This is a genomic window from Pseudarthrobacter sp. Hb11, assembly GCF_059383655.1.
Genome location: NZ_JBWZCM010000011.1, coordinates 63746 through 88995, shown reverse-complemented (window position 1 = coordinate 88995; position 25250 = coordinate 63746). Strand labels below are relative to the sequence as shown.

The window sequence follows — 25250 nt, the reverse complement described above, 5'->3', positions numbered from 1 at the left end:
GTCAGCGGACGCGCTCAGCCCTGCTGAAGCGCGTCCGTGCGCCGGCGCCGATATGGATCAGGACGGGAATCGTCTTTCCCACCACCTGTTCCAGTGCGGCCACCAGCGCGTACACCTCGTCGGCGAGCAGGTGCGGGGCCACGCCTTGGCGCGGGAGGAGGCGCACTTTCAGGGCCGGGCTGCCTTTGACGTCGTAGGTGGTCACGGTGGCGCCGGCTAAATCGGGGCGGTTCGCGAGGGCATGTTTGAGCGCCTGCTCCGCCACTCCTCCGCCGATCCGCACGTCGCCCGGGACCTCACCGGGATCGTATTCGACAGCCAGCAGGTTTGCCCGGCCCTTGCCCTGCTGGGCAACCCAGGCCACCATGAGCCCGATCAGCACCAGCAGGGCCAGCGCCACCACGATCCATAGCCAGCTTTCACCCCGCCCGGGGAACCTGGTGGCGTTGAAAGCCTGGTTGACTTGATTCCAGACCCCGGGTGACCAGGAATGCCACCAGGAAGCCACGGCCGGGACTGCGGCCAGCAACATCAGCAGGCCGCCCACAGCAATCAGCATCAGCCCCAGGAGCGCAATCAGAATCCGGTTGAGAAGCGTAGGGGTGCTGTTCATGCGCCGATCACTCCTGACGGCGCCACATTGACCTGCACCTCTGGTGTTGGATCCAGTGCCATGCCGCCGAGCTCGCTTTGGACGGCGTTGAGCACAGCATCACGGTCCACGGGAACTCCGGAGGTGGGCCGGACATTCACCACTACCTGCCGTTGCGAGACCACCACTGTGACTTGTTCGGGTGTGACGTTAGCGGCAAGCCGGGCGCGGCGCGCCAGCGAGGAAGCGATGACTTCATCGTCCACCACCACGGCAGGGCCACCTGCGCCCCCGCCGCCGCGGACACGATGCCGGGCACGGCGCCCGGGCAGGACCCCGTTGAGGAAAAATACCAGGCCGAACATGGCGAGCACTGCTCCAATGGCGCCCAGCAGCAGCGGCGAAATCCCTGCGGGCAGGGCCACCAGGCGTTCAGCTGCCACCTGCGGCTCAATCAGCCAGGCCGGCTGCCCAAAGGCATGGACAGCAGCTTCGAGGAGCCCGTAGGCAGCAAGTGCAATGACCAGGACCGCAGCAGTGGTGGCCACCACTGCACGTGAGGAATGCGTCTCCCGGTGCAGGATACGGTCCATATCCGGGCCCTGGCTTTCCATCTGCCGGCTCATTGCACGCGCCCCCCTTCGCTGATCCTGGCCCCGCTGATCCTGATGTCCACCCGGCTCAACCGTGCCCCGCTCAGCTCTGTCACCGTGGCGAGGATGCGGGCCTTTGCCCTCACAGTGCGGTCCCAGATGGAGCCCCCGGCGCCCTCCACCCGCAAGGGGTCCATCACCACGGCGTTCAACGGCGGGATGCTGATAGGTGTGACGAGGGACAGCGCCAGCATGCCGTCGTCGTCCGCCCAGTCAGCCCGGACATCGTCCGCATCCACGCCCAGGAACTGGGCGGCTGCCGCTTTGGCGAGGCTTGTCAGGGCCTGCGTGCTGATGCGGTTGTGTCCGCTCAGCTCCTGGCCCCGGATGGCCGGGGCGGTGGAGCTCATGAGGACGAGCGCCGGCCGATGATGGCGTCCAGGACGCCGCGAAGGTCGAGTTTCCCTTCCGCGGCGCGGCCCAGAAGTGCCCCGATGGCCATAAACAGCAGGGATATAAGGAAGCCCCACAAACCGAATTCCAGGGACATAAAGGCAACAAAGGCACCCATGGCGGTACCGGCCACGGTGAGGTTCACAGCAGCGCCTCCCTTTCAGTGGAACCGGCAGTGGGCTTGAGTGGAGGCGGCACGTAGACGTCGGTGACTTCCACGTTGACCTCGATAACCTGCAGGCCCACGAGTTCCTCGACCGCCCGGTAAACTGCCGCGCGGACCTCGTTGGCCAATGAATGGAGCGGTGTTCCATAGCTCGCCACGAGGCTGATATCCACTGCAACCTGCGTCTCACCCACCTCGGCACGCACGCCGGCCGCATGATCCGAACTGCCGACGGCGTCGCGGATGGCGCCGAGCGCACGTGACGGTCCGGAGCCCAGTGAGTAGACCCCGGGGACGGCCCGGGCGGCAATTCCGGCCACTTTGGCGACAGCGGTTTCGGAGATCACTGTGCGGCCAAGACCAGGCACTGGCACAGGAACCGGGACGGCACGGCTCTGGATGCCCTGGCCGGGTTGTGGGTTCTGGTATTCCATCAGGCACTCCCCCTTCTGTTGATCCCAACACTATCCCCTGGCATTGACTTAACGGCAGCAGGGAGGGCACCCGCAAATGTGGAGCGTCCTACGGTCACGACGCCTGCGGCAGGGAGCTCAGATTCCAGAGCCCGGGTTAAAGAAGAAAAGCACCAGTTCCGAAGAACTGATGCTTCCCAGTGGTGGCTCCGACCGGCGTCGATCCGGTGACCTTTCGATTTTCAGTCGAACGCTCTACCAACTGAGCTACAGAGCCTAGGTGACTAGTCACCATGAGAGCCGGAATTTCTTCCAACAATCAGAGCGACCCTGACGGGACTTGAACCCGCGACCTCCGCCGTGACAGGGCGGCGCGCTAACCAACTGCGCTACAGGGCCTTGCGTTTCTTGCTTCACAGTATCTCTACCGCTTTTTTCAAGGCTTCCAGCCTACCAGACATTTTTTGTCTGTTTGACCAGTTCCTTGCGTACCCCCAACGGGATTCGAACCCGTGCCGCCGCCGTGAAAGGGCGGTGTCCTAGGCCGCTAGACGATGGGGGCCAGAACCCGTTCGGCACAAAATAAAGGCGTAAAGCGAGGCTTTCCGTCTTTCTTCTTCGCGTTGCTCCGAACTGGACTCTAAAACTATAGGGCCTACTCAGGAATAATCCAAAATCGGCGAAAACACGCGCCCAGAGCGGCGGGAACAGGTAAAGATGGACTGATGGACGCCGTTGCAGCACTCAACGAGATTGCCTTCTGGCTGGAGCGCGGACGCGCTGCCACCTTCAAGGTCCAGGCCTTCCGGAAAGCCGCCGGGGTGATCGCCCCGCTGCCGCCGGAAGAAGTGGCGGCCCGGGCCCGGAACGGCCGGCTGAAATCCATGAAGGGAATCGGCGACCGGACCTACCAGGTCATTCGGGACGCCGTGGAGGGCCAGGTCCCGGACTACCTCGCCGACCTCCGGGAGAAGGGCGCGCAGCCGCTGGTTTCCGGGGGCGCGGACATCCGGGAAGCGCTGCGGGGAGACTTGCACAGCCACAGCGAATGGTCCGACGGCGGCTCCCCCATTGAGCTGATGGTGGCGGCCGCCGGGGTCCTCGGCAGGGATTACCTTGCACTGACGGACCATTCCCCCAACCTCACCATCGCGAACGGGCTCTCAGCGGAACGCCTCCTGCAGCAACTGGACGTCGTGGCAGCCCTCAACGACGGCACGCATCCCAGCTCCGACGGGCAGCAGGAAAACCGGGTGCGGCTGCTGACCGGCATCGAGGTGGACATCCTGGAGTCGGGCGAACTGGACCAGGATCCTGACTTGTTGGACCGCCTGGACATCGTGGTGGCCAGCGTCCACTCCAAACTCCGCGCAGACCGGAATACCATGACGCGGCGCATGCTCAAAGGCATCCAGGATCCGCACACCAATGTGCTGGGACACTGCACGGGGCGCCTGGTGGAGGGATCGCGGGGCACGCGCCCGCCGTCGGAATTCGACGCCAAGGAGGTGTTCGCCGCCTGCGCGGAACACAACGTGGCGGTGGAGATCAATTCGCGGCCGGAGCGCCAGGACCCGCCGGATGCACTGATCCAGCTTGCCCTGGAAGCCGGCTGCCTCTTCTCGATTGACAGTGACGCGCACGCGCCCGGGCAGCTTGACTTCCTGCAGTACGGCGCCGAGCGCGCGGAGAAGAACGGTGTCCCCGCGGAGCGCATCATCACCACGTGGCCAGTGGAGCGGCTGCTGGAGTGGGCCGCGGCGAACTAGCCTACTTGACGGCGTCCGCGAGTTTCTGCCGGAAGTCCGCCTTGGTGGACAGGGTGAGCTTTTCCCCGTTGAGGAAGAAGGTGGGGGTTCCGGTCACGCCCAGGGCATTTCCGTCCGCGATGTCCGCCAGGATGCGCTCCTCCGTCTTTGGATCGGCGAGAACGGCGTCAAACTGCGGAAGGTCCAGCCCCAACTGTTGGGCGTAAGTACGGAACAGCGGCGCCTGGGACTGCTGGCTTCCCGCCCACTGGGATTGGGTTTCGAACAGCTTGTTGGCCATCTGCTGGTACTGGCCCTGCTGTCCAGCCGCCTCCGCGGCCAAGGCCGCCTGGCCTGAATTCGGGTGGGCTGACAGGGGGAAGTGCCGGTGGACGAACGTGATCCGGTCCCCGAACTCCGCTTTGAATTCCTCCACGACCGGATGGACGGAGCCACAGGACGGGCATTCGAAGTCGAGGAATTCCACCAGTTGCGCTTTCTCCACCGCCGGGCTGGTTAAGCGGTGGCTGTCTGCCCGGACAAGCTGTTCAGCACCCGCGGCCGGCGGCGCGGACTGCTGGGACTTCCCGAAGGTCAGCGCGGCATACCAGGCCACGCCGGCCACTACCACTGCTGCAAGGACGACCCAGATGACTGTCCGTACCAGGCGGGCCGTATCACGCGGAGGAGAAAGGTTTGAGGCCATAACCCGCATCCTAACCGGCAACCCGGTATCCATTGCGGCACTTTGGCTCATCTTTGGCAGGAACTTGGCCAGACGTGGCCGATTTCCGCGAGCCACTGACCCCTGCCCCCGCCTAGATTGGCACCATGGCATCAAGCACCCCCGTCAGCACAACGGCTCCTCCACCTGCCCCCGCGTCCCGGATCAGGGCACTGGGCGTGGCTGCCATGGCCGTCACCGTGGTCCTCTGGGCTTCGGCGTTTGTGGGAATCCGGGCGATCGGCCCCCACTTCTCCCCCGGCTCCCTGACGCTCGGAAGGTTGGCCATTGCCGCCGCCGTACTGGCCTTACTGGTCCTCCCCCAATTGCTGAAGAGCAGGCTCCTTCCCCGGGGCCGGGAGTGGTGGCCCATACTCGCCTACGGGGTGATGTGGTTCGGCGGGTACAACGTGGCGTTGAACGCGGCCGAGCACGTGCTGGACGCAGGAACCAGTGCCCTGCTCATCAACGTCAATCCCATCCTCGTGGCCATCATGGCCGGCATTTTCCTCAAGGAGGGCTTCCCGCGGTGGCTGATCATCGGAAGCCTGGTTGCCTTCGCCGGGGTAGCGCTGATTGCAGTGGGTTCAGGCCGGCCGTCCGTGCCAGGGGAAGATTCGACGGCGGATGTTGCGGGCGTGTTGCTGTGCCTCCTTGCCGCCGTGCTCGCCGCAGTCAGCGTCATCATCCAAAAACCCGTACTGCGGAAGTTTCCCGCCGCGCAGGCCACATGGTTCGGGATCCTGGTGGGCGCACTGTGCTGCTTGCCGTTTACGGGGCAGCTGATCACCGAAGTCCAGGCCGCACCGCCCGAAGCAACCATGGGCCTGGTCTACCTTGGGATCTTTCCCACGGCCATTGCCTTCACCACCTGGGCTTACGCGCTCTCGCTGGTCGAGGCCGGCAAGCTCGCAGCCACCACCTACCTGGTGCCCGGCACCACCATCCTGATCTCCTGGCTCCTCCTGGGCGAGATTCCCACGGCACTGGGCCTGGTGGGCGGCGTGGTCTGCCTTGTGGGCGTCGGATTGACCCGGCGCAGGACCCGGCAGGGACGCGGAGCCAAGCAAAAGGTTCTTGGCTAAAGTCGGAGTATGCCAGCCAGCCTGCCGCCGGGTCTGCCCGTCGTACCTGAGGGTCCCAGCGAGCCCCTTCACTCCGCCCAACACCAAAGCTTCTCCATGTCCGCGAACGAGTTCGAGGCCGCCGTCCAGGATGCCCTGAACAGCATCCCGGACAAGCTGGCCAGGGCCATGGACAACGTGGCGGTGTTCATCGAGGACGACTACGTGCCACCGGCCGGGGAGGACCCGGACACAGTCCTCCTGGGACTTTATGAAGGCGTGCCGCTGACCGAAAGGGACTCCTGGTGGGACGCGGGTTCGTTGCCGGACCGCATCACGATCTTCCGCGAACCCATCCTTGAAATCTGCTCCTCACGCGAGGACGTCATCCACGAAGTGGCAGTGACGGTGGTCCACGAGATCGCCCACCACTTCGGGATCGATGACGAGCGGCTGCACGAGCTCGGCTGGGGCTAGCCTTGTAGGCATGGGACACGACCACAGCCACACGCACGGTATTACCGCAACGGGCCGGCACCGGAAGCGGCTTGTGGCCGTCCTCGTCATCACACTGGTTGTGGTCCTGGTGCAGGTGGTGGGTGCAGCCCTCTCCGGTTCGTTGTCACTGCTTGCCGACGCCGGACATATGCTCTCCGATGCGGCCGGGGTAACCATCGCATTGCTTGCCGCCTGGATTGCCGGCCGGCCTGCAAGCGACCAGCGGACCTACGGGTACCAGCGGGCCGAAGTCCTTGCGGCCCTGGCCAATGCATTGATCCTGATCGTGATCTCCGTTGTGATCTTTACCGAAGCAATCCGGCGGATTGGTACCGCGCCTGAGGTACAGACGGACATCATGCTGTTCGCCGCAATCCTCGGTGCTGCCGCCAACATCGCTTCGCTCCTTATCTTGCGCGGGGCACACCAGGAAAGCCTCAACGTCCGCGGCGCCTACCTTGAAGTTCTGGGCGACCTGCTGGGTTCCTTCGCCGTCATAGCTGCCGCTGTGGTCATTATGCTCACCGGCTTCCAGGCCGCTGACACTATCGCGTCGGTGGTGATTGCCCTGTTGATCCTGCCGCGGGCATGGAGCCTCTTGCGCGATGTGGTTGATGTTCTGCTCGAAGCCAGCCCCAAGGGCGTGGAAGTGCAGATGATCCGCGAACACATTTTGTCCGTGGAGGGCGTTTCCGACGTGCACGACATCCACATCTGGACCATCACTTCCGGCGTGCCTGTTTTCTCAGCGCACGTGGTGGTGGAGGACGGCGTGCTGACCGCCCGCGGAGCCGACCAACTGCTGGACAAGCTGGTGACCTGTCTGGGCTCCCACTTCGATACCGACCACTGCACGTTCCAGCTGGAACCATCCACACACTCCGAACACGAGGCGCACCAGCACGCCTAGCCGTGTTACTCAGCCGGCGGTCTATTACTGGTGGGCACGTGCCCGAGCTGCGACACGCCCGCTTGGCTAGGCCGAAAATGACACTGTTGTGTTTTATGTTATTGATGTGACTGCTGTTGCTAAAGTGCAGAAGCCCACGTAGCCTCGGGACTGCTGGGGAGCAAACCAGGGGCACCGCCCTGCCGTGATCAGGACCTCCCAGCCTTATCACTTCGAGGTTTCTGCAGATGGTTTTGACCGGATCCGGGCGCAAAGCGGCCGTGCTGTGCGTCGCCGCCGTGCTCATTGGAACGCTGGCAGCGCCCGCAGGAGCTGTAACAACGCCGTTGGCGCCGCACGTCTCCGTACCTGCAGCTCCAGAAATGCCGTCGGCGGAGGATATCGCGGCTGCCAAGGCCAGCGCGTCCGCCACAGCGGACCAGGTCTCCTCCATTGAACGGATCCTCGAGTCCGCGGCAAGCTCACAACAAGCCGCCTTCGCTGTTTCAATGCAGGCCAACAACGCCTACAGCGAGGCCCTGGTGAAGCTGCAGCAGCGTTCGTCGGCGGCGGCTGTCGCTTCGGCGAAGGCCACTGCAGCCCAGGAACAGCAGGACAGAGCCAAGAAGCAGGTGGGGCAACTCGCCGGGGACCTCTACCGCCACGGCGGGCTCAACCCCACCCTGGGTACCTTTGTCAGCGGCAGCGGGGACACCCTCCAGCAGGCCGCCACGCTGCAGGCCCTGTCGGCCAGCCGGAGCCGGGCCTTCGAGGCGGCAGATGCGGCAGCCCAGGCCTCGGAGTCGCTGACGGCGGCCGCTGAGGATGCCACAAAAGCGGCCGATGATGCCGCAAGGACGGCGGAAGCCCGGAAGACCCAAGCGGAAGAGGCCAATGCGGCCCAGGCCAAGGCAGTGGCGGACGCCAAGGCCCAGCGCACCGTCCTCGTGGACCAGCTGGCCAAGCTCCGGAACACCACCGGTGCCCTTGAATCGGCCAGGGTGGATGCCCTCGACCGGCAGCGCGAGGAGGCCAGGCTGGCGGCGGCGCTGGCAGCTGCGGAGCGGTCCGCCCCGGAGCAGCCGGCTGCTCCGGGAAACCGGCCTGCCCAGGCAGCCCCTGCGGCACCGGCTCCTGCCGTGCCCGTTCCCGCAGCTCCGGCTCCAGGTCCAGCTCCGGCAGCTCCGGCACCGGCGGCACCAGCTCCGGCACCAGCCCCTGCTCCCGCACCTGCACCAGTACCAGCACCTGCCCCAGCAGCCCCGACACCAGTACCAGCCCCGGCACCCGCACCAGTCCCGGCACCTGCCCCAGCAGCCCCGGCACCCGCACCAGTCCCGGCACCTGCACCTGCACCTGCACCTGCACCATCCATTGGAAGTGGAACCTACGAGGCTGCTATCTCGGTGGCCCTGAGCAAGGTGGGTGCACCTTACTACTACCAGTGGGGCGGCACGGGCCCCACCGGTTTCGACTGCTCAGGGCTTGTGCAAACGGCGTTCGCAGCCGCCGGCAAGTACCTGCCCCGCACGGCCGCGCAGCAGTACGCGGCTGCTTCCGTCCACGTTCCCATCTCGCAGGCACGGCGCGGCGACCTGCTGGTGTGGGGATCGCCGTCGAACTTTTACCACGTGGCCATCTACCTGGGAAACGGCCAGGTGGTGCACGCGCTGAATCCGCAGGAGGGCATCGGAGTCACCTCGCTCAGCGCGATGGCCGGCATGCAGCTTCACGGATACGCGGCGCGTTACTGACCCTCGGAACGAACCGGCACGGGTCAGCTCAACACATCCTTGGTGACAAAACGTCCATAGGCGAGCGCCCCAAACACTGCGATATACCCCGCCTGCAGCAAGGCGTTGCTGGTGAACGAGTCCCACAGCACCGGCTGGCGGAGCAGGTCGCCAAAGCCCAGCCAGTAATGGCTGAACAGCCACGGGTGCAGCCACTCGAGCTGGGGCAGCTGGTCAAGGACCTGGGACACCACCGAGACCACCACCGTGGCGGCCATGGCACCTACTGGAACCACTGTAAGGGTCGAAAGGAACAGCCCTATCGCTGAGAGCCCGGCGAGGGAAACGGCCAGGTAACCAGCAATCAGGAGGAGGCGCAGCGCGGCCTCCGGCGGCTCGATCACGTCCCCGGACAGCAAAGTCACGGGACCCACGGGGAAGAGCGCCGCCCCGATGGCGGCACCGGCCAGTGCGACTGTGACGGGCGCGGCCAGGCAAAACGCCAGGGCCCCCGCGTACTTCACCAACAGCAGCCGCACGCGGCCCGTGGGAGCAACCAGCAGGTACCGCAGCGTTCCCAAATTGGCCTCGCCTGCGATGGTGTCCCCTGCCACCACGCCCACCGTCAGCGGCAGGAACAGTGGAACAGATACCAGCATGGCGGTGAAGGCCACGAACAGCCCGTTCTGCGTGATGCGGTCGAGAAAAGCAGGACCCCGCCCCGCCGGAACCGCGGACGAGATCCTGACGGCCACCGCGATCAGGACCGGGATGGCGGCCAGCGCCAGCAGCAGGGCCCACGTACGCCGCCGGCCAAACAGCACCCGAAGTTCCGACAGCAAAAGGGACAGCCCGGATCCGTGCGGCGCCCACGCGGGCTTCCTTCCTGCTGTTCCTGTTGTTTTTCTGGTCTCCTGCCGTGCGCTACTGGGCAACGTCGAACCCCTCCCCCGTCAAGGCAACAAAGCGGTCCTCGAGGCTTTCCCGTTCCACCGCGAAACCACGGACCCGGACGCCCGCATGCACAAGGTGGGCCACGATATCTTCAGCGGCGGCACCACCCGCGGCGGCATCCGGGGAGGCCCCCGGCACGGGCCTCCCCGCCTCAACACCCGGTCCCGCAAGCGCCCCGGACCCGGCAAGCACCGCCGTCACCACCTCACCGTCAGCTTGCGCAGCTTCGGGCTCCGGCGACAATCCCAGGCGCGCCAGGACTGTCATGGCGGCTCCGGCGTCCGGTGTCACCAGCCGGATGCAGGCGCTCCCGGACCGGCGCAGCTCGGAAAGCGGGCCCTGGGCCACGAGCCGGCCGGCGCTCATGATGGCCGCATGGGTGCAGATCTGTTCCACCTCGGCCAGCAGATGGCTCGAAACAAAGACGGTGGTGCCGTCGGCTGCGAGGGAACGGACGAGGTTCCGCACTTCACGTGTGCCCTGGGGGTCCAGTCCGTTGGTGGGCTCATCCAGCACCAGCAGCTCGCGGGGTGACAGCAGCGCGTTGGCGAGACCCAGCCGTTGCTTCATGCCGAGGGAATAGGCGTGCACCCTCTTGCCCGCGGCGTGGCCCAGTCCCACCTGTTCCAGTGCCTGGTTCACGCGGGCTTTGCGGGTGGCGGGCGCGGCATGCCGGGTGGCGGCGTCGAGGCGGTGGAGGTTCGCGGTCCCGGAGAGAAAGGGATAGAAGGCCGGGCCCTCCACCAGCGCCCCCACCCGCGGGAGTACTTCCTGGAATTTGCCTGGCATGTCCATCCCCAGCAACCGGATGGACCCCGCGGAGGCGGCGGCGAGGCCCAGCAGCATCCGGATGGTAGTGGTCTTTCCGGAGCCGTTGGGCCCCAGGAAACCAAAGACGGCGCCGGGTGGCACCGCCAGGTCAAGGCTATTGACGGCCACCTGCTGCCCGAACCGCTTGGTCAGCCCCTGCGTCTCGATGGTCAGGCCGTGGGTCCGCCAGCCGGGGCCTCCTGCGGCCCCTGTCACGGAGCTGCGGATGCGGCTTGCAGCCTCTCCGGCGGGACCATGCCCGCGAAGATCCGGCCGTCGTCGGTGAGCAGGACGTTGAACAGCGTGGTGGAGAGCAGCCGACCGCCGGGAACTGCGACGGCGGCCTGGGATAGCAGCGGATTCCGGGACAGGAAGGTATCCATGGCCGCGGCGGCCCCTGCCTCCGCCGGAACTTCCACTACCGCCTCCCAGCCGGCGCCGGTCAAGTAGGGCCGGACTTTGTCCTTGATACTCTTGGCCGGGTCATCCGGGGTGTTGTGCTTGCCTGGACCGGCCGGGAAACCCGGGTTGACCGGCCATCGTTCGGGATGGCGGAACTGCAGCTCCTCCACCGTGCTGCCCGGCGGCGGGACGAAGTTAAACAGCGCCTCGTCCGGAGCCTCCAGGGACAGGCTGCTGAATCCGGCGCTGAAGGCAGGCTGTGCTGCGCCGCGGGCCGTTACTTCCACCGAGAGCGGCATGCCGCTGGCTGCGTCGACGGCGATGGCCACCTTGCCCACGAGGGTGCCCCCGGTGCTCGGCTCAAGCAGCAGGTTGTAGGCAGGGCGCCCGGCGGCTTCCACGTCCGGCCCCACGGACACGGCGGTTGAACTGTCCGCCGCGGCCAGGAACTTCTCTGCAAGCTCCTGCGGCATGGGCGGGATCCGCTGCGCCTTATCAAGGGATGGCGTCCCCGTGTTGCCCGGGTCGGCCAGCGGCGGCTGGGTGAGCGGCAGGTCATTGGCGTAGGCCGGCAGGGTCAGGTGGGCAGCCGAGTTGTCCTTTGACGAGTAGAACCAGACGTCGTTGCCGCGGCGGATAATGTCCCGCTCGGCGAGACGGTCCACCACCTGGATGCGCGCCTTGGTCTTCCCGTCCATGAATACGCGCGCCGTATGCTCCCCGGTGAGGAACTCCATCACTGAGGCTGCGCCGCCGGCAGATGCCGGACCCGAGGTGGGACCCGTTGCCGGCAGTTCCGGCAGCCCCAGCTCGGAGGACTGTTGGACAGTTCCCGAAAAAGTGTGCGTCCTGTGACCGGCTACTAGAGCGATCACTTCGGCCGGGGTCTTGCCCGGCAGTGGATCACCGGCCCGCGCCGGCATGGATCCCACCAATACCCCGGCGGCGATCACTGCGGGTGCCGCCACGGCAGGCACCCACCGCACCCAGGCGCGGTTCATGCCGCGCCTGCTGTCCATACTCCGGCGGTTCGTAGTCCGGCCGTCTCCGTCACTGGAGCCCATAGTCCTAGGGTACGCCTCAGGCCCGTTCCCTACACCTGTCCGGGAGCCCGCCCGAGGCTACGCGGGCACTACGGTTCCAGCGCCGCCGTCGACCGTTATTTTTTGTCCGGTGGCAAGCCGGACGGTGGCCTCCGGAACCCCCACGACGGCGGGAATGCCATACTCCCGCGCCACCACGGCACCATGCGAGTTGGGCCCGCCCATCTCCATCACCAGGCCGCCGGCTGTCAGGAACAAGGGAGTCCAGCCGGGATCGGTGGACGGCGCCACCAGGATCTCTCCGGGTTCAAGGTGGGCACCAACGGGATCGAGAATGACCCGGGCAGGAGCCGTGACCGAACCCGCCGATGCCGGGCTGCCGGACAGCACGCCGTCGGCCACCCTGGCACTCGCGGCGTGCAGCACCTCAGGCTCGGTGCCGTCCGAGAGCAGGACCCGTGGAATATGGCGCCTGCCGAGTTCGCTGGCGTAGGCCGCGCGCCGCTCGACGACAAGTTCGCGCAGCGTGCGGGTTTGGCTGGCCCCGTTGGCGCTCCGGCCGGCGAGTGCGTGCCTGGTCTCCTCGAAGTCCAGGAAGAAGACGTCGTCCGGGCCCTCCAGCTGGCCCTCCTCTGCCAGCGCCGCTCCCACATGGGCCAGCTGCGTCCGCACTTCAGCCAGTCCCAGGACCAGCTGGTACTTGGGCAGCTCCCTGAGCCCGGCGAAAACCCTAGTGCGGCGCAACGCCGCAGCCACCAGCAGCGCACGTCCCCTGCCGCGGCGGCGCGCCTCGGCTACCAGCCGCGCTACTTCGGCCTCTGCCTCTGCCTCTGCCCGGCTGAACTGCACATCCGGTGCCATGGCGGGATCGGCGAGGCGCAGGTAGTTGGCCAGCACGCCAAGGATGTAGGTGGGGTCATCGGACCACCGGGGCATGCCTACATCGATTTCGGCCACTGCCCGGTGCCCGTAACGTTCGAGGAACCGTACCAGGCCTGCGTGCAGGACAGGGGGCAGGCGCCCGGCGTCGAACTCCGCTGCGAGCTCGGACGGCTGCCGCGCTTCCAAAACCGTGCGCGACTCGCGGTCATCCTTCAGTGCTGATGCGAGGCGCCACAGCTCGAGGTCCATCTCGGTGGTCACGTTCTGCGGGAGGCCCCGGAGCACTTTCTGCAGGTCCTCCCAGCGATTTGTGCCTCCCAGCAGTCTTCCCGCCAGCCAAAGCATTGCGAATCCCAACGCGGGCAGGGGCAGAATGGCCGGGACGACCGCGAAGAGCCTGCTCCCCAGGAGCCGCTCGGCGTGGTCGAGCCGTTCAACCGGCCCGGCCCCCGGCCCCAGCTCCAAGTCGTCAGCTAATTGCCGGGCAAAGCTGTCCAGGCGGCGCAGCGCAGCCTGGGGCCGGAACAGCCCCCGGAGCATCGACTCCGGCGCGCGGGCCCGCACAGCTGCCGGCAGGACATGGCGCACCAGTCCGAGCGGGGTCCTGCGGGTTACCGAGAACCGGGGGTCGTCAAAAACCCGGCGCAACACCATGGCTGACCGGGCTTCCATGACGTCAAAAACCCGTGGCAGGATCCGGCGGCCAACGTTGCTCCTCACCGGCGTGGTGAGGTCGAAGTAAATGCGCTGGGCTGCCTCGGCAAACGGCGGGGGGCCATGCCGGGGCTCGGGGACGGCAAAACCGGCGGCCTTGGCTACGGAGGAGGCAATAAGCCGAAGCGACGCCAGGCCCATGGGCGTGAGGGGGCGGGTGAGGCCCTGGGCCAGGCTGAAGCACAGGTAGACCCTGCTACCTTTGCCGGGATAGCGGCTCTCCGGGATCGGGTACAGGGTAGTGATGGGCCGGGACTGGGTCAGCCAGAGGGCGCCGCCGGTGTCGATGGCCCATTCGGTGTCCTGCGGCGAGCCGAAGTGCCGTTCGGCCTGAACTCCGAGGGCCGCGAGTTCAACGGCTTGCGCGTCTGAGAGGCTGGAAGCCTCCGCCCCGCCGGGCAGGTCCTGCATCTCCGTTCCACCGCCCGGAAGCGGGCGCACCATGACACGCTTATCGCCCAGCTTCCGCTCAAGGACCTGGGCTTTTTCTGTGTCCACCACAAAGTGGTCCGGATTGACGGCCCCGGATACCACGGCTTCACCAAGCCCCGGTGCGGCGTCAATAACAGCTTCCCGGCGCCTGCCGGTCAGCGGGTTGGCCGTGAACATTACCCCGGCCGACGCAGCGTCAACCATCCGCTGGATGACGACGGCGAGGGCTACTTCGTGCGGGGCGATGCCCAGGGCTGCGCGGTAAGTTACTGCCCGGTCCGTCCAGAGGGAGGCCCAGCAGTTGCTCACGGCCTCGAGGACGGCGTCGATGCCGATGACATTCAGGTACGTGTCCTGCTGGCCCGCGAAGCTCGCAAACGGAAGATCCTCGGCCGTGGCCGAGGACCTTACCGCAACGGGAGTCGCTTTCCCCAGCGCTGCGTACGCCTGCTCCACGGCGGCAATGATTCGGGGCGGAACCGGAATGGCCCGGATGGCGTCCCGTGCCCGGCCCGCCGCCACCGCCAGTTCCGTGGTCCGGCTGGGGCTGCCTGGTTGCAGTGCGGCCTGGAGGGTGCCGAGCCCTGCCAGCACCCCGCCCTGGACCTTGCTGGCCGCTTCCCGGTAGGCCTCGGTGGTCAGGCAGAAGCCATCTGGCACGGGCAGCCCTGCTGCTATCAACTCGCCAAGATTGGCTGCCTTGCCTCCCACCAGCGGAAGCATGCTGCCGTCAACATGGCTGAGGCGCAGGATCAAGGCAGGACCGGTGTTCCCGTCCGGCTGGCGGGAACTGCCCCCGGTCTCTCCTGGTGGGTAGGCGGCCACGGTGACGCTCCCTCCGGCAGGATGTGATCAGGCTGCGCCGAGGATCGGCCCGAAGCTGGCCCGGTCGGCGAGTCGCGGGTCCTCACGGTCCGGCACCACCATAACGGGGCCCTTGGCGTGATGGAGGACGCCGTCCGAGGTGGATCCCAGGAGCATGCCCGCGAAGCCGCCGCGCCCGCGCGTCCCCACCACCACCAGCTCCACATGCCGGCTTGCGTCCACCAGGACGTCCACCGGAGAGCCGTCCAGCAGCTCGGATTCTGCGGACAGGTTGGGATAGTGGCTCCGCAGCCAGGCCATACCTGCGTCCAGGGTCTGCTGGATGTCCGCGAACAGCGCCTTACGGTCCATTGGAGCAGGAACCCACGCCAGCGAACCGCTGTATTGCGGAACTGCGCAGATTACCTGGAGCAATGCACCAAGCCGTACAGCCTGGTCCGCGGCTTCGAGCACAGCAACCCGGGCCTGCTCCGAGCCGTCCACGCCCACCACCACCACGTTCTCCACGCGCTGGTGCCCGGCCTTGGCCTGCTCGGCTTTGACCCGCCGGTCCTCGGTGGTTTCACCCAGCCGGTCCGAGCAGACCAGAGGCACTGTGACTGTTGGGCACTTCGCGTGAGCAGGCAGTGCGCTGCTTACGGAACCGAGGAGCCTCCCGACGAAGCCGCCGCGGCCCCGGGTGCCAAAGACCAGGAGCTCTGCCGTTTGGGACATCTCCAGCAGCACACCGGCCGCATCCCCGTTTTCCACGGAGGCACTGACGTCGATGTCATAAGCCGACACCTTCTCGAGGGCCTGCTGCACCACAGCCTCGGCGCCTTCACGGATTACTGAATCATCTACTGTGGCGTATCCGCCATCCAGGCCGGACGCAGCGAAGATCGGCACTGAGTAAGCGGTAACAATATGCAGTGGACGGCGGCGGCGCTGGGCTTCCATGGCCGCCCAGACCAAGGCGCACTGGCCGTGGTCCGACCCGTCAACGCCAACAACGATCCCGTCGGGGGCGGCATGAGAGCCACCGCTGTCCCGCGCCGGGTCCGGATGCAACTCCTGTGCGCCCATTGGGCCGCCTCCTCGCGATACTGCCTGATGTTGCGGCTATTCTGCCAGAAAGCAGGCCGTTCCCCGTGCACCCGTATCGCAGCCGCAAGCTGCTCAGGAAGGCCCGCTTCCAGTTCTCACTATTCTCTGTCCACCGTTGCTTAGCAAGCCTGTTCAGGGCAGGAAACGGCGGTTATCCACAGGCTCCGGGCGGTGGTCCGGAAAGCGTGTTCACCGGTAGGGGAATCTTCCTGGATTGGGCTATCCAGCGGCACAAATCTTCTGTAGTCTTCAGGACATTGTTGGTCCGGGACGCCTACTGCCTCTTCCTGTCAGAGCTGCCCGGCAACGCACTGCGGCCGGACTTTGGGGGTAACGGGACGCGCGCGGGCGAGGACGCCCGCACCTGCCGAAGCTTCGAAGGAGGAAACTGTAGTGTCAAGCATGCCTGGGAATGCCGGGACCGAGCAGACCACCACTGTGATTATTGGCACCGGCTTGTCCGGCCTTGCCGTGGCCGCCGAGCTATGCCGGCGCGGGGTGGACTCGATTGTGGTGGACGGACTGGACATCCTGGGGGCCGCACAGCCGGCCAACACAGCTTCGCTGCAGCGCTGCGACGCGGCGGACTCGGCAACGCTCCGGGAACGGAACGAAATCCTCCGGCACCTGCGTAACTATGCCGCCAGTCACGATGTGGATGTCCGCAACACCACCCGGGCCGTTCAATTGACCATGGTGGACGGCAAGTCCACCGGAGTGGCCGTCCCGCAGTGGGAGGTGCGTACGCCCACGGGCATCCTGGTAGCCGACAATATCGTGCTCACGCGCTGCGCCCACAGCCAGCTGCGGCGGATGATCAACGACTTCGGCATCTCGGTGGGCCGCAACCTCGTCGCCGCCATGCGCGCCATCGGCATCTACTTGGTGGGCGTGGGAGAGCTGATCACGCCTTCCCCCAAGGAGGTCCTGCGCCAGGCCAAGACGGTGGGCCATGCGATTTCCGCAAAGGTCAACCCGGAGGCCGAGGCTCCCCCGTACACACGAAGCCTGGCGATCCTGCCCTGCTAGCGCCGGTCAGCCCTCGTCGCCGGCGCCCGCTCCGAGCCTGCGGCGGGCAAGGATGGCGAGGGTGGCAAGCAAACCTACCGCGGCAGCGGCGAAAATAACGATGCTCCATTGGAACGGTTCCCCGGAACCGGTGGGCTCCGGCGCCGCTGTCACTCCGGGTTCAGCGGTTCCCATTCCGGGAACTGTAGCGCCCGCCGTCGGACTCGCTGCCGGACCAGCCCCTTCCGCAGCTGCGGAAGCCGTGAACGTAAAGGTTCCCTCGATGGGATGCGAGTCGGAACTGACAACCCGCCAGGCAACTGTGTACTGCCCGGCCGGGCCGCCCGCCTTAAGTTTCTGGCTGGCCACGTTGTCCACGATCTCCACCGGCCCGTCCGCCCACTCTGCTCCCGAGGCGTCCTTGATGGAGAAGGATGAGCCGATTCCCAGCGGGTTGTTGTTGAAGGTCACCGATACCTGCTCCGGCGGCACCGCAACTGATGCACCCTTGGCAGGGGTGCTGGATTCGGCGGCATCGTGAGCCGCGGCCGGTCCGGCCAGGCCCAGGACAGCGGCAGCAGATACGAAGGACACGAGCACAAAGCTCAGTAAGTGGCGGCGGATGGAACGCATGCTTGGACTGCTCCCTCTGTGTTGGCTTCCTAACAGACTAGGCGAAATTGACGGTGACCCTGCCGGAGCCCCCATAGGATTCAGGTATCCCCAAAGACTCCCCCGGAGGACTAATGCTTAAGCAAGGCTCTGCCCTGGACCGGTATTTCATGATCACCGAGCGCGGCTCCAATCTCTCCCGGGAGATCCGCGGCGGCTTCGCCACCTTCTTCGCCATGAGCTACATCGTGGTGCTGAACCCCTTGATCCTCTCCGTTCCGGACTCCAGCGGCAACACGCTGGGCTTCCCGGCGGTTGCCGCTGTCACGGCCTTTGTTGCCGGCATCCTCACCATCCTCATGGGAGCCTGGGCCAGGCATCCCTTCGCGCTGGCCACCGGGCTGGGAGTCAACGCGTTTGTGGCGGTCACCGTCGCCACCAACCCGGGCCTCACGTGGCCGGACATGATGGGCCTGGTGGTCCTGTCCGGTGTCACGATGCTGATCCTTGTGCTTACCGGATTCCGGACCGCCGTGTTCAAGGCCGTACCCGAGGGGCTCAAGACGGCGATCGTGGTGGGGATCGGGCTGTTCATTGCCTTGATCGGCCTGGTTAACGCCGGCTTTGTCCGCCGCATCCCCGACGTGGCCGGTACCACTGTTCCGGTTGGGCTTGGCTTTGAGGGCAAGCTCCTTGGCTGGCCCACAGCGGTGTTCGTTTTTGGCCTGATCCTGACCATCGCCCTGGTGGTGCGCAAGGTCAAGGGCGCCATCCTGATCGGCATCATCACGTCCACCGTCATTGCCGTGATCCTGGAAATGACGCTGCACATCGGCCCCAGCGTCCAGTCAGGCAAAGCCTTCAACCCGCAGGGCTGGTCCCTGGTGGCTCCGACGTTCTCCGAATGGGCTGCGCCCGATCTGTCACTGATCGGTAAGGCCAACCCGTTCGGCGCCTTCGAACACCTGGGCTTTGTGGCGGCCACACTGCTGGCTTTCGTGATCCTGCTCAGCATCTTCTTCGACGCCATGGGCACCATGGTGGGCCTGGCGAACGAGGCCGGCACGGTGGATGAGCACGGCAACATTCCCGACGTCGACCGGGTCCTCCAGGTGGACGCGCTCGGCGCAATCGCCGGCGGCGGAGCTTCCGTCTCCTCCAACCAGATCTACGTGGAGGCAGGCGCAGGCATCGGCGAAGGCGCCCGCACCGGCATCGCCTCGATCGTCACCGGCCTCCTGTTCCTGGTTGCCATGTTCTTCACCCCGCTGATCAACCTGGTTCCGTTCGAGGCTGTTGCTCCGGCGCTCGTGGTGGTGGGCTTCATGATGGTGTCCCAGGTGGGCAAGATCGACTGGCAGGACTGGGGCATCGCGATTCCGGCCTTCCTGACCTTCACGCTGATGCCGTTCACCTACTCCATCGCCAACGGCCTGGGAGCCGGCTTCATCGCCTTCGTGCTGATCCGCACCGTCCAGGGCCGGATCAAGGAGATCCACCCGCTGATGTGGGCGGTGGCGGGGGCATTCCTGCTGTTCTTCGCGATTGGCCCCATCGAGGCCGCCATCGGCATGTAGTCAGGCAAGCAACCTGGCCCTGGTTTAAACCCGGGCCAGGGCCTGGCCGGAGTGCCGGGCCGCTACACGGGAGTGTTGGGGGCAAGTCCTTCATCACCCGACACTGCGCGGGCCTTTTTCTCGCGGAGCTTGTCCAACCGGTTCATCAGCGGCGAGGTGGTGGCGCCATGGATCACGATGGAGAGCGCCACCACCAGGCCCACGAACGCCCACAGCCACTCCGCCTGGTCCGAGAACTTGCCCTTGCCCAGTGCATAGCTGAGGTAGTATAGCGAGCCGATCCCGCGGATGCCGAAGAACGAAAGGGCGATCCGCTCGCGGGGCCCGGTTTTGCCGCCCAGCAGCCCCAGCCACCCTGCCAGCGGCCGGACCACCAGCAGGAACGCCAGGGCCACGAGGACTTCGGCCCAACCGATGCCTTCGAGCAGTCCCCGGGCAATCGCGCCACCCAGCAGGACCAGGATAACTACTGTCAGGAGCCGCTCCAGCTGCTCAACATAGGAGTGCAGCACTCGGTGGTAGCCGTGCGTGTGCTCTGCTGCGCGGATGGTGACCGCGCAGACAAATACTGCAATGAATCCGTAGCCCTCGACCACCTCTGTGAGGCCGTAGGCAAGGAATGTGGCAGCGAGCGCCACGAATCCTTCAGAGTGGTTGGAGAGCCGCAGGCTTTCGGCCCGGGCGGAGAAGAATATCCTGGCCAGCACCTTGCCGGTGAGGAAACCAAGGAGGAGCCCAACGGCGAGCCGCCACAGTACGTCCACCCCAAACCACTCAGGGAACCATGCCGACGGGGATGAACCGACGATGCTGATGGCAATGGCGAGGTAGACAAACGGAAAGGCAAGGCCGTCATTGAGGCCGGCTTCGGAGGTGAGGCCGAACCGGACCTCGTCTTCCTTGTCTGCACCCTCTTCCTGGTCCGCCGGTTCACCCACCTGCACCTCGGAAGCCAGCACGGGATCCGTGGGTGCGAGGGCCGAGGCCACCAGCAGTGCGGCGCCAAGGCCAAGGCCAAGGAACCACAGGCCCAGCAGGGTCAGGGCAATAATGCACAAGGGCATGGCGATTCCCAGCAGCCGCCACGTGGTGGCCCACCGTTTGCGCCCCACGGGACGGTCCAGGGCCAGCCCCGCGCCCATGAGGGAGATAATCACGCAGACTTCCGCGAGGTGCAGAACGAAGTCGCTGTTGGCTATCGGGTCCGGGTCGGGAAGGGTGGGGATCAGGGCGAACGCCCCCATCCCCGCCCCCAAAAAGACCATTGGCATGGAAAAGGGCATATCGCGCAGCAGTTTGGGGAGCACGGCGGCGGTGAATACTGCCAGGCCGGCGGCGGCGTACAGGATGTTGGGGGCTTCGAACATGTTGCTCTTTCCAGCCTTTGACGTTGCACGGGGGTTGCGCGTCACGAAGGCACTGTAGGTCCCGGTGGAGGGATTGCTCCACAATAGCCGGTTCAGTTTCCACATGGAGGATTCTTGGATTCCAGACATCACGACGGCGGCGTTGCTGGTTTTCGCCACGGGCATGCGGTGAGCTTGGAGCATGCCTGCCTTCCTCCCTGCCGTCGACGTCCCGCCAAAGCCCTGGACCGGAAGGTTTGACGGCGATGGCGCCGAGCACCGCCGCTGGTGGCAGGCGGTAACGCCGTACGACGCCGGACTTGCAGCCGCGGCCCCCAAGACGGCCGTCCTGCTCGGCTTCTGCAGCGACGAGGGCGTGCGGCGGAACAAGGGCCGGACGGGAGCGGCTGCCGCTCCCGCTGCACTGCGCGCCGCCCTCGGCCCACTGGCGTTCCACCTGGACCGCCCGGTTGCCGACGCCGGGGATGTGGTAGTTTCCGGTACCGGTCTCGAGGCCGGCCAGGAGCGAGCCGGCCAGGCAGTTGCGGCGATCCTCGACGGCGGGCGGCTCCCCGTAGTGCTGGGTGGCGGCCACGAAACCGCCTACGCCAGCTACCTGGGCGTGGCCGGATCTGCCGCTGTACAGGGCGGCCGCCGGCTGGGCGTCCTGAACCTCGACGCCCACTTCGACCTGCGCGACGAGCCCGAAGCCAGCTCCGGCACCCCGTTCCTCCAGATGGCCCGGGCAGAAGCCGCCGCCGGCCGCGACTTCCGGTACGCCGTCGTCGGAATCTCCGAACCCAACAACACACGCGCCCTTTTCGACACCGCGCAGAAACTGGGCGTGCGGTACCTGCTGGACGAGGACTGCGGCGCGGAGCGCGTGCGGGAGTTCGTGGCAGGATTCCTGGCCGACGTTGACGTCCTGTACCTGACGATCGACCTTGACGTGCTGCCGGCAGCGGTGGCGCCCGGCGTCAGTGCACCCGCAGCGTACGGCGTACCACTGGCAGTCATCAGTGCCGTGTGCCGGCAGGTGGCCCAGTCCGGGAAGCTGCTGCACCTGGACGTCGCGGAGCTGAACCCCGGGGTTGATATCGATGGCAGGACCGCAAAAGTCGCCGCGCGCCTGATCAACACGCTGCTGCGCTGATCGTTCCCTGGCGGGCCTCCCACCATGCGCCATTCACCAAAAAAGTAAGTAGGCTGTCCAATATTGGACTTTTTACTGACGGAAGCCGTGGGTGACGCACGCCGGCATCACCCGCCCTTACGTGGAATCGCGTGACGGGCGTGGGAACCTCCACAAGCACGTCATGCTGGTGCCGCTGGGCGAAAATGCCTTCCTGCTGGAGCTCGATAAGTTCCTGGTGGCAGCGAAGGAGCAGAAATGACAAACCTCAAGAGTCATGACGCAGTCCGTTTCGGGAATACCGATTTGCCGCCGGAACAGCAGGAGGCGCTGCGCAAGGCCATCAGGATCGAATGGACCACCATAGGCTTCCTGGTGGTCACCGCCACCATGGTGTTCCTGGTGCTCGGAAACTCCCAGGCCATGAATGCCGCCTGGATCGAGGACCTGCTCTCCTTCCTGCCGCCCATCGCCTTCCTTGTGGCGGCGCGCACCATCCGCAAACCTCCCTCCGAGAAGCATCCCTACGGCTATCACCGGTCCACCGGGGTGGCACACCTGGTGGCAGCCGTCGCGCTGACGGTGATGGGCGGCTACATCCTGGTGGAATCCGGCCTGGGACTGCTCAAGGCCGAGCATCCCACCATTGGCGGCATCGAGCTGTTCGGCAACACCATCTGGCTGGGGTGGCTGATGATGGGCGTGATGGTCCTGACTGCCGCGCCGCCGGTTGTCCTTGGCAGGATCAAGATGAAGCTCGCCGAGAAGCTGCACGACAAAGTTCTGTACGCGGATGCGGACATGAACAAAGCCGACTGGATGACGGCCATAGCAGCCGTGGCCGGGGTGGCGGGAATCGGCATCGGGCTCTGGTGGGCCGACTACGCTGCGGCCCTGATCATCTCGGCCAGCATCCTGCATGATGGCTTCAAGAACACCCGCGCCGCCGTTTCCGCCCTGATGGACAAGCGCGCCATGACCTACGACGATGGCAAACCCCACCCGCTGGGCAGGCAACTGGATGAGTACCTCCGCAGCCTCGACTGGGCAGACGATGCCAAGTCAAGGATCCGCGACGAGGGACACGTGTTCCACGTGGAGTCCTTCGTGGTCCCGGCCGGAAAGGTTATGCCCGCCCTCGAACAGCTTGAGGCTGCGCGTGACGCCTGCGTGAAGATGGACTGGAAAGTCCAGGACATGGTGATCGTCCCGGTGGCAAAGCTGCCCTCCGAGTTCCTTCCCGGCCCGACGTCAGGCGGGGAGCGTTAGGCCGCCGAGCTCCGTTTACTGGCCCTTAAGGACGTAGCGCCGCTCCGGACGCCCCACCCCGTACTTGAGCCGGACCTCCAGCGTTCCTTCGTCATGCAGGTATTCAAGGTACCGGCGGGCGCTGACCCGCGACGTGCCCAACTGTTCCGCCACCTCGGCCGCGGAGAGATCACCCTCCGCGGCATTAAGCGTGGCTTCCACAAGCTTGAGCGTCTCGATGCTGCAGCCCTTCGGAAGCGGCCGCCCGCCTTGGGTACCAGCGCCGTCCAGGCCGAACACCCGGTTCACGTCCGACTGCTCTGCCACGTCCTTGGCGGAATCCAGGCCCTGGTACGCGCTCCGGTAGTGCTCCAGGCGTTCCTGCAGGTCCGACTGCGAAAACGGTTTGATCAGGTAGTGGACAATCCCTCCCCGCAGGGCCTTGCGTACTGTTTCCACCTCGCGGGCAGCGCTGATCACCAGCACGTCGAGCTCCGGTGCCACGTCCCGCAGCCGGTGCATGAGGTCCAGCCCGTTAATGTCCGGAAGGTGGATGTCCAGAAGTACCAGGTCTGGCTGCAGCCGTTCCGTTTCAAGCACGGCCTGGGCGCCGGTATGGGCTACCCCCACCACCCCGAACCCGGGCGTGCGCTGAATGAACCCGGCGTGGACTTTGGCCACCATAAAGTCGTCATCGACGATGAGCACCTTGATCACTGCGTTGTACCTCTTTTGAATCGTGCGGTGAAGACTGCCCCGTTGTCGTTGGCCACCGTGAGGTCACCGCCGGAGCGTCGGCAGACCACCCGCGAGAGCGCCAGGCCGAAGCCTCGGCCCTCCGCCGGTGCTGCTTCCTTGGTGGAGAACCCCTGCAGGAAAATATCGTCCAAAGCCTCCGCGGGGACGCCCGCGCCGGTGTCCCTGACCGTGACGGTGACGTGGTCCGGGTTGTCCTCCACCAGCACGCGGACAGCGGCGTGCGGAAGCCCGGTGACGGCGTCGAACGCGTTATCCACAAGGTTACCCACAACCGTGGTGAGGTCTCGGGACAGGTCATCGCTGACCGGACGCAACACGGATTCGGGATCGAGCTGCAGTGCCACGCCCCGTTCGGTGGCGAGGCTGGATTTGGCGATCAGCAGTGCGGCGAGCGCAGGATCGTGGATGCGGCTGGTCACTTCATCGTTGAGCCTGGTGCGGTCCACGGTGGCACCGTTGACAAACTGCACCACGGAATCGTATTCGCCGATCTGAATCAGGCCAGAGATGACGTGCAGCTGGTTTGCGAACTCATGGGCCTGGGCACGCAGTGTGTCCGTGGCAGTGCGGGTGGCGCCCAGCTCACGCTCCAGCGAGGACAGCTCGGTCCTGTCCCTCAGTGTGGTTACTGAGCCGATGTCGCGGCCACGCGAGCGGATGGGGACGCGGTTCGCCACCACCAGGCGCTCCCCTACCAGCACCAGCTGGTCCGGGTCCTGCTGCTCGCGGGTCAGGACTGCCTTCAGCGCGGGATCCAGGGGAAGGGAACCGAGCCTCCTGCCAACGCAGTCCGGCGGCAGTCCCAGGAGTTTCCGTGCGCTGTCATTGGCCACCGTGATCCGTTCATGCGGGTCCAGCGCCACCACGCCTTCTTTCAGGCCGTGCAGCATGGCCTCCCGGTTTTCCACCAGTCCGGTGATTTCGCTGGGCTCCATTCCGAGGGTCTGCCGTTTGACGCGCCGGGACAGCAGCAGGGACCCCGCAACACCCAGGACACTCGCGACGCCGAGGTACGTCAGGAGGTTCGGAACGGCGTCGCCCAACCGTTCAAGGGTGGAGGGGTAGTCGCGGCTGACGGAGGCGATGCCGATCATCTTTCCGGCGTCGTCAAGCACGGGCACGTGCGCGGACAGGACGGCAGTGCCGCTGCCACCGAGCACGCCGGTCCAGGCACGGCCGTCCATCACCCTGCTGGCACCAAGTTCCAAGGGTTTCCCCAACAGTCCCGGATCGGAAGCGGCAACCACCGTTTGGTCCAGCTTTGCGAGCACCACCTGGGATGACCCGGAGACTGTCCTGACCGATTCCGCCACTGCGGGAAGGGCGGAGCCCACCCGTGGTTCCGCGTCGGGCAACAGTGCCCTTACTGCGGGGTTGTTGCCCAGGGCTTCGGCGGCGGACAGCGCACGCCGGCCTTCGATCCGCTCGAACGCAGCGGCAGACTGGGCCAGGGAGATGGCCACCACGGCCACAAGGACGGCCAGGACAATCAGCAACTGCAGTACAAGGTACTGCCCGGCGAGGGACATTCCTCTTCGTCGAGTCAC

Annotated in this window: 25 protein-coding genes and 3 tRNA genes; 10 read left to right on the top strand and 18 right to left on the bottom strand. The window is 66.0% G+C overall.

What is annotated here, in order from left to right; translation table 11 throughout:
- Position 1: 1 nt before the first annotated feature.
- From AC50X7_RS14760 to AC50X7_RS14725, 8 genes are all read right to left on the bottom strand, one after another.
- The gene (locus AC50X7_RS14760) at positions 2-613 is read right to left on the bottom strand and encodes an Asp23/Gls24 family envelope stress response protein (RefSeq protein WP_494979707.1); all 612 of its coding nucleotides are present in this window, start codon (positions 611-613) and stop codon (positions 2-4) included.
- Positions 610-1218 carry a hypothetical protein gene (locus AC50X7_RS14755; RefSeq protein WP_494979706.1) on the bottom strand — a complete coding sequence of 203 codons (609 nt, stop codon included), beginning with the start codon at positions 1216-1218 and terminating at the stop codon, positions 610-612. Before AC50X7_RS14755 ends, AC50X7_RS14760 begins: the two co-directional genes overlap by 4 nt.
- Entirely contained in the window at positions 1215-1595 is a 381-nt protein-coding gene (locus tag AC50X7_RS14750) for a hypothetical protein (protein ID WP_494979705.1), read from the bottom strand. The genes AC50X7_RS14755 and AC50X7_RS14750 overlap by 4 nt, the downstream gene beginning before the upstream one ends.
- Positions 1592-1783: a hypothetical protein gene (locus AC50X7_RS14745; protein WP_307096847.1), complete on the bottom strand. Its 192-nt coding sequence runs from the start codon at positions 1781-1783 to the stop codon at positions 1592-1594. The genes AC50X7_RS14750 and AC50X7_RS14745 overlap by 4 nt, the downstream gene beginning before the upstream one ends.
- Entirely contained in the window at positions 1780-2238 is a 459-nt protein-coding gene (locus AC50X7_RS14740; protein ID WP_494979704.1) for an Asp23/Gls24 family envelope stress response protein, read from the bottom strand. Before AC50X7_RS14740 ends, AC50X7_RS14745 begins: the two co-directional genes overlap by 4 nt.
- Before the next feature lie 180 nt (positions 2239-2418).
- Positions 2419-2494, bottom strand: a tRNA-Phe gene (locus AC50X7_RS14735).
- Between the two features lie 48 nt (positions 2495-2542).
- A tRNA-Asp gene (locus AC50X7_RS14730) sits at positions 2543-2616 on the bottom strand.
- 90 nt (positions 2617-2706) lie between these two features.
- Positions 2707-2779, bottom strand: a tRNA-Glu gene (locus AC50X7_RS14725).
- A 163-nt stretch (positions 2780-2942) separates the two neighbouring features.
- Between AC50X7_RS14725 and AC50X7_RS14720 the strand changes: the two genes are divergently transcribed.
- On the top strand, positions 2943-3986 hold the full coding sequence (locus AC50X7_RS14720; RefSeq protein WP_494979703.1) for a PHP domain-containing protein: 1044 nt from the start codon (positions 2943-2945) through the stop codon (positions 3984-3986).
- A 1-nt stretch (position 3987) separates the two neighbouring features.
- Here AC50X7_RS14720 and AC50X7_RS14715 read toward each other — a convergent pair whose 3' ends face one another.
- The gene (locus AC50X7_RS14715; RefSeq protein ID WP_494979702.1) at positions 3988-4671 is read right to left on the bottom strand and encodes a DsbA family protein; all 684 of its coding nucleotides are present in this window, start codon (positions 4669-4671) and stop codon (positions 3988-3990) included.
- Positions 4672-4796: 125 nt separating this feature from the next.
- Here AC50X7_RS14715 and AC50X7_RS14710 point away from each other — a divergent pair, with 125 nt between their 5' ends.
- The 4 genes from AC50X7_RS14710 (at position 4797) to AC50X7_RS14695 (ending at position 8894) form a co-directional block, all read left to right on the top strand.
- A complete protein-coding gene (locus AC50X7_RS14710) occupies positions 4797-5774 on the top strand; it encodes a DMT family transporter (protein ID WP_494979701.1) in 978 nt (325 codons plus the stop codon).
- A 9-nt stretch (positions 5775-5783) separates the two neighbouring features.
- Positions 5784-6230, top strand: a complete 447-nt coding sequence (locus AC50X7_RS14705) for a metallopeptidase family protein (RefSeq protein ID WP_494979700.1) — start codon at positions 5784-5786, stop codon at positions 6228-6230.
- Positions 6231-6240: 10 nt separating this feature from the next.
- Complete coding sequence (locus AC50X7_RS14700) at positions 6241-7161, top strand: cation diffusion facilitator family transporter (protein ID WP_494979699.1); 921 nt, start codon at positions 6241-6243, stop codon at positions 7159-7161.
- Between the two features lie 227 nt (positions 7162-7388).
- Positions 7389-8894: a C40 family peptidase gene (locus tag AC50X7_RS14695; RefSeq protein ID WP_494979698.1), complete on the top strand. Its 1506-nt coding sequence runs from the start codon at positions 7389-7391 to the stop codon at positions 8892-8894.
- A 23-nt stretch (positions 8895-8917) separates the two neighbouring features.
- Here AC50X7_RS14695 and AC50X7_RS14690 read toward each other — a convergent pair whose 3' ends face one another.
- The 5 genes from AC50X7_RS14690 to AC50X7_RS14670 form a co-directional block, all read right to left on the bottom strand.
- Complete coding sequence (locus AC50X7_RS14690; RefSeq protein WP_494979697.1) at positions 8918-9715, bottom strand: ABC transporter permease; 798 nt, start codon at positions 9713-9715, stop codon at positions 8918-8920.
- Between the two features lie 82 nt (positions 9716-9797).
- A complete protein-coding gene (locus AC50X7_RS14685) occupies positions 9798-10853 on the bottom strand; it encodes an ABC transporter ATP-binding protein (protein WP_494979696.1) in 1056 nt (351 codons plus the stop codon).
- On the bottom strand, positions 10850-12058 hold the full coding sequence (locus tag AC50X7_RS14680; protein WP_494979695.1) for a LolA family protein: 1209 nt from the start codon (positions 12056-12058) through the stop codon (positions 10850-10852). Before AC50X7_RS14680 ends, AC50X7_RS14685 begins: the two co-directional genes overlap by 4 nt.
- 102 nt (positions 12059-12160) lie before the next feature.
- Positions 12161-14833, bottom strand: a complete 2673-nt coding sequence (locus tag AC50X7_RS14675) for a PEP/pyruvate-binding domain-containing protein (RefSeq protein WP_494979741.1) — start codon at positions 14831-14833, stop codon at positions 12161-12163.
- Between the two features lie 129 nt (positions 14834-14962).
- Positions 14963-16000 carry a universal stress protein gene (locus AC50X7_RS14670; RefSeq protein ID WP_494979694.1) on the bottom strand — a complete coding sequence of 346 codons (1038 nt, stop codon included), beginning with the start codon at positions 15998-16000 and terminating at the stop codon, positions 14963-14965.
- 423 nt (positions 16001-16423) lie between these two features.
- Between AC50X7_RS14670 and AC50X7_RS14665 the strand changes: the two genes are divergently transcribed.
- Positions 16424-17050, top strand: a complete 627-nt coding sequence (locus tag AC50X7_RS14665) for an NAD(P)-binding protein (RefSeq protein ID WP_494979740.1) — start codon at positions 16424-16426, stop codon at positions 17048-17050.
- Positions 17051-17056: 6 nt separating this feature from the next.
- On the opposite strand, the gene AC50X7_RS14660 is transcribed toward AC50X7_RS14665, so the two are convergent.
- Positions 17057-17662, bottom strand: a complete 606-nt coding sequence (locus AC50X7_RS14660) for a copper resistance CopC family protein (RefSeq protein ID WP_494979693.1) — start codon at positions 17660-17662, stop codon at positions 17057-17059.
- 113 nt (positions 17663-17775) lie between these two features.
- Here AC50X7_RS14660 and AC50X7_RS14655 point away from each other — a divergent pair, with 113 nt between their 5' ends.
- A complete protein-coding gene (locus AC50X7_RS14655; protein ID WP_494979692.1) occupies positions 17776-19218 on the top strand; it encodes an NCS2 family permease in 1443 nt (480 codons plus the stop codon).
- Positions 19219-19280: 62 nt separating this feature from the next.
- On the opposite strand, the gene AC50X7_RS14650 is transcribed toward AC50X7_RS14655, so the two are convergent.
- Positions 19281-20585 carry a cation:proton antiporter gene (locus AC50X7_RS14650; protein ID WP_494979739.1) on the bottom strand — a complete coding sequence of 435 codons (1305 nt, stop codon included), beginning with the start codon at positions 20583-20585 and terminating at the stop codon, positions 19281-19283.
- 181 nt (positions 20586-20766) lie between these two features.
- Here AC50X7_RS14650 and hutG point away from each other — a divergent pair, with 181 nt between their 5' ends.
- From hutG to AC50X7_RS14635, 3 genes are all read left to right on the top strand, one after another.
- Positions 20767-21717 (top strand): formimidoylglutamase, encoded by a 951-nt coding sequence (gene hutG / locus AC50X7_RS14645; protein ID WP_494979691.1) that lies wholly within the window; start codon positions 20767-20769, stop codon positions 21715-21717.
- Between the two features lie 91 nt (positions 21718-21808).
- Entirely contained in the window at positions 21809-21958 is a 150-nt protein-coding gene (locus AC50X7_RS14640; protein ID WP_494979690.1) for a hypothetical protein, read from the top strand.
- Positions 21955-22965, top strand: a complete 1011-nt coding sequence (locus AC50X7_RS14635) for a cation diffusion facilitator family transporter (protein ID WP_494979689.1) — start codon at positions 21955-21957, stop codon at positions 22963-22965. Before AC50X7_RS14640 ends, AC50X7_RS14635 begins: the two co-directional genes overlap by 4 nt.
- 15 nt (positions 22966-22980) lie before the next feature.
- Here the strand turns inward: AC50X7_RS14635 and AC50X7_RS14630 are convergent, their stop codons facing one another.
- Positions 22981-23661 (bottom strand): response regulator, encoded by a 681-nt coding sequence (locus AC50X7_RS14630; RefSeq protein ID WP_494979688.1) that lies wholly within the window; start codon positions 23659-23661, stop codon positions 22981-22983.
- Positions 23658-25232 carry a sensor histidine kinase gene (locus AC50X7_RS14625; RefSeq protein ID WP_494979738.1) on the bottom strand — a complete coding sequence of 525 codons (1575 nt, stop codon included), beginning with the start codon at positions 25230-25232 and terminating at the stop codon, positions 23658-23660. Before AC50X7_RS14625 ends, AC50X7_RS14630 begins: the two co-directional genes overlap by 4 nt.
- Positions 25233-25250 lie beyond the last annotated feature (18 nt).

What these genes read in the sequence shown, in the direction of transcription:
- AC50X7_RS14660 (WP_494979693.1), bottom strand. Translation starts at nt 17,662, where the DNA reads ATGCGTTCCATCCGCCGCCACTTACTGAGCTTTGTGCTCGTGTCCTTC.
- AC50X7_RS14750 (WP_494979705.1), bottom strand. Translation starts at nt 1,595, where the DNA reads ATGAGCTCCACCGCCCCGGCCATCCGGGGCCAGGAGCTGAGCGGACAC.
- AC50X7_RS14695 (WP_494979698.1), top strand. Translation starts at nt 7,389, where the DNA reads ATGGTTTTGACCGGATCCGGGCGCAAAGCGGCCGTGCTGTGCGTCGCC.
- AC50X7_RS14680 (WP_494979695.1), bottom strand. Translation starts at nt 12,058, where the DNA reads ATGGACAGCAGGCGCGGCATGAACCGCGCCTGGGTGCGGTGGGTGCCT.
- AC50X7_RS14665 (WP_494979740.1), top strand. Translation starts at nt 16,424, where the DNA reads ATGCCTGGGAATGCCGGGACCGAGCAGACCACCACTGTGATTATTGGC.
- AC50X7_RS14650 (WP_494979739.1), bottom strand. Translation starts at nt 20,585, where the DNA reads ATGTTCGAAGCCCCCAACATCCTGTACGCCGCCGCCGGCCTGGCAGTA.
- hutG (WP_494979691.1), top strand. Translation starts at nt 20,767, where the DNA reads ATGCCTGCCTTCCTCCCTGCCGTCGACGTCCCGCCAAAGCCCTGGACC.
- AC50X7_RS14715 (WP_494979702.1), bottom strand. Translation starts at nt 4,671, where the DNA reads ATGGCCTCAAACCTTTCTCCTCCGCGTGATACGGCCCGCCTGGTACGG.
- AC50X7_RS14760 (WP_494979707.1), bottom strand. Translation starts at nt 613, where the DNA reads ATGAACAGCACCCCTACGCTTCTCAACCGGATTCTGATTGCGCTCCTG.
- AC50X7_RS14705 (WP_494979700.1), top strand. Translation starts at nt 5,784, where the DNA reads ATGCCAGCCAGCCTGCCGCCGGGTCTGCCCGTCGTACCTGAGGGTCCC.
- AC50X7_RS14670 (WP_494979694.1), bottom strand. Translation starts at nt 16,000, where the DNA reads ATGGGCGCACAGGAGTTGCATCCGGACCCGGCGCGGGACAGCGGTGGC.
- AC50X7_RS14700 (WP_494979699.1), top strand. Translation starts at nt 6,241, where the DNA reads ATGGGACACGACCACAGCCACACGCACGGTATTACCGCAACGGGCCGG.
- AC50X7_RS14710 (WP_494979701.1), top strand. Translation starts at nt 4,797, where the DNA reads ATGGCATCAAGCACCCCCGTCAGCACAACGGCTCCTCCACCTGCCCCC.
- AC50X7_RS14635 (WP_494979689.1), top strand. Translation starts at nt 21,955, where the DNA reads ATGACAAACCTCAAGAGTCATGACGCAGTCCGTTTCGGGAATACCGAT.
- AC50X7_RS14720 (WP_494979703.1), top strand. Translation starts at nt 2,943, where the DNA reads ATGGACGCCGTTGCAGCACTCAACGAGATTGCCTTCTGGCTGGAGCGC.
- AC50X7_RS14755 (WP_494979706.1), bottom strand. Translation starts at nt 1,218, where the DNA reads ATGAGCCGGCAGATGGAAAGCCAGGGCCCGGATATGGACCGTATCCTG.
- AC50X7_RS14675 (WP_494979741.1), bottom strand. Translation starts at nt 14,833, where the DNA reads ATGCTTCCGCTGGTGGGAGGCAAGGCAGCCAATCTTGGCGAGTTGATA.
- AC50X7_RS14740 (WP_494979704.1), bottom strand. Translation starts at nt 2,238, where the DNA reads ATGGAATACCAGAACCCACAACCCGGCCAGGGCATCCAGAGCCGTGCC.
- AC50X7_RS14655 (WP_494979692.1), top strand. Translation starts at nt 17,776, where the DNA reads ATGCTTAAGCAAGGCTCTGCCCTGGACCGGTATTTCATGATCACCGAG.
- AC50X7_RS14625 (WP_494979738.1), bottom strand. Translation starts at nt 25,232, where the DNA reads ATGTCCCTCGCCGGGCAGTACCTTGTACTGCAGTTGCTGATTGTCCTG.